Here is a 7,869-nt window from a genome sequence, read left to right as displayed (position 1 = left end):
CCGCGTGGGGGGGGGCCCGCCCCCTCCGGGTCCGTGCCGGGCCCCACCGCTTCCGGCGTGGTCATCTGCCCCGGCGGGGGCCCGGAGGAAGGGCGGGCGGGAGCGCCGCCTGAGCCGGCCGTCCCGCGTGCTGCCGGGGATCGCGCTGCCAGGACCCGGGGTACGGCGTATGCCCGAGCCCGGAGTGGCCGCCGTACCCGCCACGCGCGGCGTGCAGCCCGGTGCCGAAGGCCGTGAAGCCAAGATTCTCCTCATTGCTGCGGTCACCGGGCAGCGCCCTGAAGGACCGGCGGAATTCGGAGTACAGCGCGTCGTAGATCGGGGTCGTGGAGAACCCGTCCGCGACATCCTGCGCGGGGCGCATGGACGGGATGTGGCTCTGGTACTGCTGGCGGGTGGGGTCGTATGAGTGCACGTACGTGCCAACGACCTCGTCGCCCGTCGGATGCGGGCTGTCCTGGGATTTCGCCGCCACCGGAATGCGCAGCGGCGGGCGGGTGGGGCGCGTGGCCCCGGTCACGTGCCGGCCAGCGGCATCGCCGCGGCGACCAGCTTGCCGTTGGCCGCGGCCTTCTCCAGGGCGTCGCGCAGCAGGTCCTCGCGGGGCTGCTGGCCGATGGAGCCGACCGGCGCGGCGAAGACCAGGACGGTGTGCGACTTGTTGGCGGCGGTCCGCCAGCCCTCGGTGACCTGGAGCGGCTGATGGGCCTGCCACCACGCGGTCGGGGTGCCGCCGCCCGTGCCGGGCTGGAGCACGGCGTGCAGCTGTCCCATGGCGAGCAGCACCGACCAGCCGGGCAGCGGGGCGGGCACCTGGTTCAGATCACCGAGCGGCTGGAAGCCCTGCTCGACGAGGAGCGGCAGGAACTCGTCGATGGTGGCGTCCGAGCCGGGCCGGACGATCGGGGCGGTCGGCTCGACGACCAGGGCGGGGTGCAGATCGTCCTCGATCAGCACCAGACCGCTGGTGACCCCCAGCACGGCCTGGTTGGAGCCCGCTGCGGGGACTTCCCGCGCTCCCGGGGGCTGGGGCTCGCCGCCGGTGATCGACCGGACCGCCCCCTGGAGCTGGTCCTCGGCGACCTGGACGACCTGGGAGGGAATGCAGGTGGCGTGGGCGAAGGCGAGAACGGCGGTCTCCTCACCGACGAACAGCACGGTGCTGGTCCGCTCCTGTTCGCAGTCGCCGGGGGTCCGGCAGGACGTGCAGTCGTAGCTGCCCGGGGAGTTCTCGCCGGTGAGCAGCCGGTCGGCTTCTTCGTCGCCGATCTCGGCGCGTACGTCCTCGCTGACATCGAGCATGCGCGGCACGGGTGGCTCCTCGAACTCGGTGCGTGAGCCGGGCTGTTCCCGGCTCGTACAGAAGACAACGGGCGAGCCGTCGCCCGGGTCACGCGCGAAGGGGCATGGAATCGAACCATCCCGGGCCGGGCGCGGGCCATCGGCCTGAACAGGCCGGTACGGCTCAACGTCTGCCGGGCGAACGGAAGTTGACCCGGTACACCATGGAGCGGGTCCGTACATGGACAGATGGACAGGTCGACAAATCAGGAAAACAGCGAATCAATAGGGTGGCCGAAAGTCATTGCTCCTTCTGGGGCCCGGACGGGACCTGGTGGGCGCGCTGTCGGCGCGTGAACGTACCGATCCGCTCCGAGTCGGCACCATGTGGGTCATTTCCGCATCTAATCGGTCGGCCCGAACAGGGACCGGCGGAAATCGGAAGGAACCAGGAGACCCGGCACGGCATGCACCTCTCTTTTCAGCTCCACGGGCCGAGTCGCCTTGTCGATCCGCGGCGCGACAGTCCCGGCCGCGACGGTGACGGCCAGAAGCACCAGCGGCCCGCCCGGGGCGGCGTCTTATCCGGCGGCGCGTTCACCGTCAGGGACAAGGCCGCAGATGTGATCCGAAAGGGCAGAACCGTATGACCAGACCCATCGCGCGGCGGGCGTCGCCCGCCGTGTGCACCGCCGACTGCGTCGCCGACTCGGCGGGCGGAATCACCTTCGACATCACGGACGCCGCCCGCCCCGACGCGACGCTCGTGCTGCGCCGCCGGGCGGGCCACGCCGATGGGACGCGCGGCGCTGGTGACGACGAGGTACGGCTGCCGCTGACCGGTCCCGCCGGCGCCACCGCCATCGGCGCCGGGCGGGCGCGGCTGCGCGCCGTGCTGCCCAGCACCGTCGAACTGGCCGAAGGCCACTGGGACATCTTCGCGGGCGCCTCCGGCGACCAGCCCGTGCGGCCCGGGATCAGGGACGTACGGGCGCTGATCGACCGGGTGCCGGGGGCGGGCCCGGTCGCGGCCCGCGTCCCGTACCCCACCGCGGACGGCCGGCTCGCCCTCAGGACGTGGCTCCGCGCACCGCACGCCGAGGCCGGGACGGTCCGCTGCGAGCCGGCCGGGATGTCGGTCGAGGGCGTGGTGTACGGCGCCGAGCTGGGCGAGCACGCGCGGGCCGAGGCCCGGCCGCGCGGCGACGGCCGTACGCACCGGGTGGCCGTGACCGGCCGGGGCGGGGTGTTCGCCTTCACCCTGCCGTACGGACCGCTGGCCGAAGGGCCGGGCGGGCCTGGCCAGGAGCGCAGGCGCTGGGATCTGTGGCTGGTGCCCGCGCCGGACGCCGCCGGCATACGGATCTCCCGCATCCTCGACGACATCTGGGACAAGCGGGCGATCCATGTCTATCCGGCGCACGGCGTCTCGCCGGCGCACGGCACGGACGGCTGGCTGGCCGCCCCCGGCTACACCCAGGACAACGACTTCTGCGTACGGCTCGACCCCGCTGCCGACGTCGACGCGCTGACCTGACCGGAGCGAGGCCCGGGGGGCTTGCGGACAGAAGCTGTCCGCGAGGGCTGTGAGACTCGGACCCATGTTGGAGACCTCGGCACGACTACTGCGGCTGCTCTCACTGCTCCAGGCCCACCGCGAGTGGTCCGGCGCCGACCTCGCGGACCGGCTCGGTGTGACCCCGCGCACCGTACGGCGCGATGTCGACCGGCTGCGCGAACTCGGCTATCCGGTCAACGCCAGCCCGGGCACGGGCGGCGGCTACCAGCTCGGCGCGGGGGCCGAGCTGCCGCCGCTGCTGCTGGACGACGAGGAGGCCGTCGCCGTCGCCGTCGGTCTGCGCACCGCCGCCGGCAACGGCATCGAGGGCATGGGCGAGATCTCCGTACGCGCCCTGGCGAAGCTGGAGCAGGTGCTCCCCGGCCGGCTGCGGCGCAGGGTCAGCGCCCTCAACTCCTTCACCGTGCCGATGCTGAGCGGGCCGCGTGGGTCCACGGTCGACCCCGGCGTCCTCACGGAGCTGGCCAACGCCTGCCGGGACAGCGAGCGGCTGCGCTTCGCGTACCGCGACCACGAGGACACCGTCACCCGCCGCACTGCCGAGCCGCATCGCCTGGTGTGCACCGAACACCGCTGGTATCTGGTCGCCTGGGACCTGGACCGCGCCGACTGGCGTACGTTCCGCGTGGACCGGATCACCCCCACACCCCCGCACGGACCGCGCTTCACCCCGCGTACCCCGCCCGCCGAGGACCTCGCCGCGTATGTCTCGCGGGGCGTCTCCACCCGCGCCTACGCCACGACGGCCGTGGTCCGGCTGCACGCGCCCGCCGAGGAGGCCGCCCAGGAGGTCTGGCCGTCCTCGGGCGTTCTGGAGCCGGTCGACGAGCACAGCTGTCTGCTACGGACCGGGGCGGCGACCCTGGATGTGATGGTGATCCATCTGGTGCTGCTCGGCTTCGACTTCGAGGTGATCGAGCCACCGGAGCTGACCGAGCGCATCAGGGTCGTACGGGACCGGCTGTCCCGCGCCCTCGGCTGACAGGCCCGCGCCAACGGGAAGACGCCGGCGCGGGTACGTGTCGGCCGGCGGCGGATTGTGCGGGGGACTCGTGAATTCCTCGACGGCCCATCAATTGATTTCCTCGGCCGACCGGAAAATCACTGCCGTGGGCGGTGGAATTCAGTCGGACTATTTATGTGATCTTCGAGGTTGTGGAATTTCTAAGAAGTCGGATGTGAAGGGGCCGTAAGAGTGACGCCGTTCTCATCCGGAGCGCGCCGGAACCTGTGACACAAGTGTGACGCGCAGGGACGAGAGGCATACGAACGGGGTATCAGTTCGGCTTCCTTCGGCTTCCTTCCGCTGTCCCCGGCGCCTACGGTGAGTGGTATGGCACCGATACCGACTCCACCCCCACAGCCCGACGACGCCCCTGAGTCCTATGTCGGACTCGACTCGGAGAGCGCCGGACGGATCGCCCGCCGGCGCGGCTGGACCACTGTCAGAGCGCTGCCCCCGGGATCGATCATCACCATGGAGTTCGTCGCGGGCCGGCTCAACTTCGAGGTGGAGGCGGGCCGGGTCATCCGCTGCTGGCTCGGCTGACCGGTCGGTCGGCTGCCCGCGGTCCGCGACGGGGCTCCTGACGGCACCCCGCGCATACGAAGGCCCCGGCCGGAGCCGGGGCCTTCGTATGCGCGGGGAGGGGCTGTGCGTACCGTCCCCGCGGTCCCTGGGGGCGCTCAGCCGCCCGTCATGGGCCGCGAGTGCGGCGGTCGGCGGCTGCCGGCCGGAGTGCCCGGCGTACGTTCCGAGCGCACCGCGTGCGGCCTCGGCTGGGTGAGCCGGCCCGTACCCGCCACGGTGCCGGCGTTCAGGCCCGCGCCGCTGTGGCCGCTGTGACCTGCTCCGATGGGCTCGCACGGCGGCTCGTTGGCCAGCGCCGACGCCTCCTGCGACACCGGCGCCGGGCGTGGGCCGCCGGAGGCGACCGGGGTCGACGGGGTGGTCCTGCGGCGCGCGCGCCACCGCTCGCGTACCGCGAAGATGACCAGCTCGGCCCGGCCGATCAGCGGCTCGAACAGCGGCAGGGCCAGCAGGATCAGCAGCCCGGCGGCCCAGCCGAGCAGCACATCGCTCAGCCAGTGCGTACCGAGGTAGACGGTCGTCGCGCCGACCCCCAGGGCGACCACGGCCGACATGACCGACAGATAGCGCCTGGCCCGGGGCGTGGTGGCCAGATAGGCCAGGATTCCCCAGGTCACCACGGCGTTGGCGGTGTGGCCCGAAGGAAATATATCGCCGCCGGCGAAGAGCTCGGCCGAGCCGATCTGCGTCGCGTAGTGGGGGCCGAGCCGGCCCAGACCGAGCTTCACCGCCCCGACGGTCACGTTGAGCAGCAGCAGCGCCGTGCCGAGTGCCAGCAGCGGCCGCAGCGTGTGCTGCCGCCAGGAGCGCCAGCCCAGCCAGGCCGCGATCATCACGGCCGTGGGGCCGCGCTGCCCCAGCACCACGAAGTAGTCGAGGAAAGGATGCAGTTCCGGCCATTGCTGATAGGGCCGGAAGAGCATGACCTTCCAGTCGAGGATCACCAGCGAGGACGAGGCGAGCACGGCAACGACGATGGCGAGATAGAACGCCAGCGTCCCGCCGAAGAGAGCCTTGCGGGTGCGGCTCATCCGCGGGATCTCTATCTTCGGCGGTTCCGGCTCCCGGTCCAGACGGGCAAAGATGTCGGTACGCACCCAATCGACGTTACAGCGAGTGAGCGAGTGAACCGGTCGATCCGGTCTCTTTGTGATGACGATGTGATGTGGAGTCCGTCTCGGAGCGTGGTTTATCAGGGGCCGTTCCGGAAATCGAAGGGACCTTCGGCCCTATTAATCGGCATGCCGTTCCCGGAACTGTCTTTGTGCGGAACAGAATTAGTTCACCGTGGCGTCGCATGGAATTTCCCTACCGCTCGTGCGCGCTCGGAGCGCCGGTCCTGGCGCGGCGGAGTGGCGTACGCCACACTCGTCGCCCGGAACGGTGAGAGATGCACCACGCGCCACGTACGTTCACTCGCGTACGCTGGCGGCTCACTCGCCCGTCGATGCCGGGCCGCTCCGAGGGACCCGTGTCCCCGTTGGCCCGCCGAGCGCGAGGGACGCATTGGGAGGTACTCAGATGTCCGGGAGCACCACGGCCGGCGCCCGGCTGCGCGCGGCCGGGGCCCGCGGCGGTGCCAACCGCTGGATCGTCCTGGTCGTCCTCTGTGTGAGCCTGCTGCTGGTCGCGCTCGACGCGACCGTGCTGCATGTCGCCGTCCCGGCCGTCACGGCCGACCTCAGGCCGAGCGGTGTCGAGCTGCTCTGGATCGTGGACACGTATCCGCTGGTCTGTGCCGCGTTGCTGATCCTCTTCGGCACACTGGGCGACCGCATCGGAAGACGCCGGGTCCTGCTCATCGGCTACGCGCTCTTCGGGGTGGCCTCGGCCGTCGCGGCGCTCGCCGATACGCCGCTGGTACTGATCGGGGCGCGCGCCCTGCTCGGTATCGGCGGCGCGATGATCATGCCCGCGACACTCTCCATCCTGCGTGACGTCTTTCCCGACCGGCGCGAGCGCGCCATGGCCATCGGTGTCTGGACGGCGGTCGCCGCGGTCGGGGCCGCCCTCGGCCCGGTGCTCGGCGGCTTCCTCGTCGAGCACTTCTGGTGGGGCTCGGTCTTCCTGATCAATATCCCGCTGCTGGCGCTTCTGCTGCCGCTCGGCCGGCTGGTGCTGCCCGAGTCGAAGGGCCTCGGTGACGGCCCCTGGGACGTGCTCGGCGCGCTGATGGCCGCGGCCGGGGTGCTCGGGGTGGTCTTCGGGGTGAAGCGGCTCGGCGCCGGGGAAGGGCCGCTCGGCCCCGAGACCCTTGGCCCGCTCTGTGCCGGCGTGGCGCTCCTCGTCCTCTTCGTCCGCAGACAGCGGCGCAGGGCGCATCCGCTGATCGACATGCGGATGTTCGCCAGGCCCGCGTTCTCCACCTCCGTCGGCTGCATCGTCCTCGCCATGCTGGCCCTGGTCGGCCTGGAGCTGATCGCCGTCCAGTACCTCCAGCTGGTGCTGGAGCTCAGCCCGCTGGAGACCGGACTGCGGCTGCTGCCGCTCACCTTCGCCGCCATGGCGGCGGGGGTCACCGGCTCCGCCACGCTGCGCCGGGTGGGGCCGCGCCGGATGGTGGCCTGGGGCTTCCTGCTGACCGCGGGCGCCGTGCTGCTGTTGACGCTGATGGGCCAGCACGACCGGCCGGGGCTGCTGACCGCGGCGTTCGTGCTGCTCGGGTTCGGGCTCCAGACCACGCTCTTCGGCGCGTACGAGTCGATGCTCAGCGAGGCTCCGGCGGACCAGGCGGGCGGGGCCGCGGCCATCGGCGAGACCTCGTACCAGCTGGGCGCGGGCATGGGGATCGCCCTGCTCGGCAGCGTGATGAACGCGGTGTACGCGCCCGCGCTGTCGGCGGTGAGGGGCGTGCCGACGGCGGCGGGTTCGGCCGCGTCCGACTCGCTCGGTGAGGCGTATCAGGTGGCGGCCCGGCTCGGCGGGCCCGCGGGGGAGACGCTGCGTATCGCCGCCCGCCACTCGTTCGTCCACGGCCTGCATGTCACGCTGCTCGTCAGCGCGGGGGTGCTGCTGCTCGGCGCGCTGGCCGCGCTGCGGCTGCCGAAGATCATGGAGTGCCCGCCGCGCGCCGCCGAGGAGCCCGGCGTCGCGGAGCGGCCGTCCGTGGAGGCGCGTGAGGCGCGCGAAGAGGCGGCCGAGTCCGGGGACGCACGGCCGCCCCGGCCGCAGGAGCGGCGGCCGCCCGGGCCGCGCAGAGCGCCGACGGCGGCGCGTGAGTCGTCGGAGGCGGCCGTCCCGGCGGGCCGCGGCTCTCGTTAGGCGTACCGAACCAGGGGAGACGTACCGAGCCGGGGATGTTTGGCGCGGGCGGGGCATGGACGCGAGGCACACTGCGTCGTAACGTCGTCACCGAGCCGTAACTAGCGCTGCTAGTTACGGCTCGTCCGAAGTCGTCCGAAGTCGTCCGAAGTCGTCC

7 protein-coding genes are annotated in these 7,869 nt (G+C 72.1%); 4 read left to right on the top strand and 3 right to left on the bottom strand.

Features of this window, described 5'->3' with window-relative positions; all coding sequences use genetic code 11:
* Nucleotides 1–61 precede the first annotated feature (61 nt).
* Both ACFRMN_RS29570 and ACFRMN_RS29565 read right to left on the bottom strand, forming a co-directional pair.
* A complete protein-coding gene (locus ACFRMN_RS29570; protein ID WP_383024969.1) occupies nt 62–520 on the bottom strand; it encodes a hypothetical protein in 459 nt (152 codons plus the stop codon).
* Nucleotides 517–1,311 carry a hypothetical protein gene (locus ACFRMN_RS29565; RefSeq protein WP_383024966.1) on the bottom strand — a complete coding sequence of 265 codons (795 nt, stop codon included), beginning with the start codon at nt 1,309–1,311 and terminating at the stop codon, nt 517–519. Before ACFRMN_RS29565 ends, ACFRMN_RS29570 begins: the two co-directional genes overlap by 4 nt.
* A gap of 616 nt (nt 1,312–1,927) precedes the next feature.
* Between ACFRMN_RS29565 and ACFRMN_RS29560 the strand changes: the two genes are divergently transcribed.
* From ACFRMN_RS29560 to ACFRMN_RS29550, 3 genes are all read left to right on the top strand, one after another.
* The gene (locus tag ACFRMN_RS29560) at nt 1,928–2,818 is read left to right on the top strand and encodes a transferase (protein WP_383024964.1); all 891 of its coding nucleotides are present in this window, start codon (nt 1,928–1,930) and stop codon (nt 2,816–2,818) included.
* A 64-nt stretch (nt 2,819–2,882) separates the two neighbouring features.
* Nucleotides 2,883–3,842: a helix-turn-helix transcriptional regulator gene (locus ACFRMN_RS29555; RefSeq protein WP_383024962.1), complete on the top strand. Its 960-nt coding sequence runs from the start codon at nt 2,883–2,885 to the stop codon at nt 3,840–3,842.
* 351 nt (nt 3,843–4,193) lie between these two features.
* Nucleotides 4,194–4,409, top strand: coding sequence for an I78 family peptidase inhibitor (locus tag ACFRMN_RS29550; protein ID WP_383024959.1), 216 nt, complete (start codon nt 4,194–4,196; stop codon nt 4,407–4,409).
* A gap of 137 nt (nt 4,410–4,546) precedes the next feature.
* Here the strand turns inward: ACFRMN_RS29550 and ACFRMN_RS29545 are convergent, their stop codons facing one another.
* Nucleotides 4,547–5,548, bottom strand: a complete 1,002-nt coding sequence (locus tag ACFRMN_RS29545; protein WP_383024956.1) for a phosphatase PAP2 family protein — start codon at nt 5,546–5,548, stop codon at nt 4,547–4,549.
* A 424-nt stretch (nt 5,549–5,972) separates the two neighbouring features.
* Here ACFRMN_RS29545 and ACFRMN_RS29540 point away from each other — a divergent pair, with 424 nt between their 5' ends.
* Entirely contained in the window at nt 5,973–7,712 is a 1,740-nt protein-coding gene (locus tag ACFRMN_RS29540) for an MFS transporter (protein WP_383024954.1), read from the top strand.
* Nucleotides 7,713–7,869 lie beyond the last annotated feature (157 nt).

It is taken from the genome of Streptomyces sp. NPDC056835 (genome assembly GCF_042789485.1).
GTDB lineage: Bacteria > Actinomycetota > Actinomycetes > Streptomycetales > Streptomycetaceae > Streptomyces.
Note: the sequence above shows the minus strand (reverse complement) of the source record. Positions and strands in the feature narration are given on the sequence as shown.

Excerpts from the sequence above, each read along its gene's own strand:
- ACFRMN_RS29560 (WP_383024964.1), top strand. The coding sequence starts at position 1,928 with ATGACCAGACCCATCGCGCGGCGGGCGTCGCCCGCCGTGTGCACCGCC.
- ACFRMN_RS29550 (WP_383024959.1), top strand. The coding sequence starts at position 4,194 with ATGGCACCGATACCGACTCCACCCCCACAGCCCGACGACGCCCCTGAG.
- ACFRMN_RS29555 (WP_383024962.1), top strand. The coding sequence starts at position 2,883 with ATGTTGGAGACCTCGGCACGACTACTGCGGCTGCTCTCACTGCTCCAG.
- ACFRMN_RS29540 (WP_383024954.1), top strand. The coding sequence starts at position 5,973 with ATGTCCGGGAGCACCACGGCCGGCGCCCGGCTGCGCGCGGCCGGGGCC.